The sequence below is a fragment of the Bifidobacterium sp. genome (assembly GCF_050874245.1).
GTDB lineage: Bacteria > Actinomycetota > Actinomycetes > Actinomycetales > Bifidobacteriaceae > Bifidobacterium.
This window is the reverse complement of the sequence record NZ_JBNMKH010000158.1, coordinates 1-2,114: the sequence shown is the minus strand read 5'-3', so window position 1 is coordinate 2,114 and position 2,114 is coordinate 1. Positions and strand designations below refer to the sequence as shown.

At 60.3% G+C, this 2,114-nt stretch carries 1 protein-coding gene and 1 pseudogene; both read right to left on the bottom strand.

Annotation, left to right across the window (positions count from 1 at the left end):
* Positions 1 to 420 (bottom strand): annotated as a pseudogene (locus ACR0P8_RS09465) (hypothetical protein); the annotation flags it as partial.
* Between the two features lie 247 nt (positions 421 to 667).
* Positions 668 to 1,879: a MalY/PatB family protein gene (locus tag ACR0P8_RS09460; protein ID WP_432624816.1), complete on the bottom strand. Its 1,212-nt coding sequence runs from the start codon at positions 1,877 to 1,879 to the stop codon at positions 668 to 670.
* Positions 1,880 to 2,114: the final 235 nt, after the last annotated feature.

The window sequence follows — 2,114 nt, the reverse complement described above, 5'->3', positions numbered from 1 at the left end:
GAAAGGCGGGAAGAGGAACGGGAGGACGGTCATCGGCACGACGAACAACATGGCCAGCCAGAATTCGCGTCTGCTGGAACGTCCCCTGAACTCCGCATATCCTTCGAAGAATCGTTTGATAGCGTTGCCGGGACCGCATTGCTGGTCGGGCATCCACTTGCCGTTCCTCTTCGGAGGAATGCCGTTTTTGTAGGAGAACCGCGATTCGGAGCGAGTTCGTCGGTGCATGGCCTGAGGCGGTGTGCCGACAGGCTGCGGCGCGTCCTGCGGCATGGTCGGCTGCCGTCCGTATGCGGGCCGCGTGCATGCGTCGGACCGTGCGTATGCCGGCCGCGTCTGCTGGGCGAAGGGCTGTGGGCATGCGGCATGCGGATTGGTTGGGACGTTGCCGGCGTTGGGAGGGGTGATGTGATCGCTCATTCGCTGGACTTTCTCTAAAAGTGAATGCGGTGATGCATATCCGTCGTCGTTGGGGGATGCCGCCCATCGTATCATGCGCCGATTCTCCCAAAGCAAACCGTTGTCGTTCCCATGGATTCAAAAGGTCTTCGCCGGCGAAACGCCCGTGGCGCCCGCCCTTTTGGCGGATGCCACGGACAATCGTCGCGATGTCTTCGCGGACGTGGCTATCTGGCTATGCTGCCGTCCGCCGGGACATGCCTGCCGGTCACAGCAGGCCGTCCGCATGCAATGCGTCGTACATGTGGTCCAGGCATTCGGCCAGCAATGGGTACGGCATCGCCACGTTCACACGTACACAACCCTTGCCCGCTTGCCCGCACGAGCGTCCGTCGGTCAGCGCCACCTTCGCCTTGTCGAGGAAATAGGCTGCTGGATCGTCAAGGCCGAGTCCCGAGAAATCAAGCCAGCCGATGTACGTGCCCTGCGGCTTGATATAGCCGACTCCTTTGAACCGCGTGGTCATCCGCTCGTCGAAGAGATCCAGATTGCGGCGCACATAGGCGAATGCATCCTGGAACCACGGGTCGCCTTCGTTGTATGCGGTGGTGGTGGCGATTGCGCCGATTGTGGCGGTTTGGTGCTCGCTCCATTCGGCTCGTTCGGCCCACATCGCACGATCGGCGGGATTGGTGAGAATCACCTGCGCGCATTTGGTGCCCGGGATATTGAATGATTTGGACGCACTGGTGGCGGTCATCGACTGCAGTGCCGCGGTCTCGCTGATGGTCGGGAACGGAATGTGCCGTCCTTCGAACACGAACGGCGCATGGATCTCATCATTGAAGATGCGTACGTCGTATTTGGCGGCGAGGTCGCTGATGCGCCGTTCCTCGTCCAAGGTGAGCACTTTGCCAATTGGATTGTGGGGGTTGCAGAGCACGAAGGCGTGGCAGCCAGCCGCGAACGCGCGTTCGATGGCGTCGAAGTCGAACAGCCATTCGCGCTGTCCGTTGGTGTTCGTATCCGTGGTCATTTCGATTTCGATCACGTCGATGCCATAGAGCTTCGGCACGCTCAGGAACGGCATGTACGCGGGCGTCGGCACCACGATGCTGTTGCCGGCTCCGACCAGTTCGCGCAGGAACAGTTCGTAGGCTTCCAGCACGTCGGGCACCACGCGGATGATGCCGGGGTCGACTTCCCAGCCATAATGCCGCTTCTGCCATCCGGCGCAGGCTTCGGCCACCCGGTGCTTCCACGGTTCCGGGATGTAGCCGAGTTTGCAATGGTCGCAGGCGCTGTCGATCGCCTGTTGGATGCATGGCGCCAGACCGTAGTCCATTTCGGCGATGAACGCGCCGATGCAGCCGGGGTAGCGGGTCCATTTGTCGGAACCGACTTCGGCCAGGTCGGCGGCGGTGGTGTGGTCGATGGCGTCGGCATCAAAGCCGGAGTTGGTGTGATTGTTTTCTTCCATGCTGTCCAGCATGGTCGATTGCCGTGCGGGATGATGGCGTGTTCTTCGGCAGAATGCTGAGACTGTTATGAAGTTTGCTTATATCATGGGTTGTGGCTATTGCAAAACCATAGGTCTTGCAGTTAAGCGGTGTTGCGTTGCCGGTATTTTACTGGCGGCAGTGTTCCAAATAGCGTTGCGATGCCTTGCGAATTGCCGTCTTCACGCAGGCCACGGCTGGTCGATTGTCCGCTTT

Bases quoted from the DNA above. Each gene is read 5' to 3' on its own strand.
- ACR0P8_RS09460 (WP_432624816.1), bottom strand. From the start codon at position 1,879: ATGGAAGAAAACAATCACACCAACTCCGGCTTTGATGCCGACGCCATC.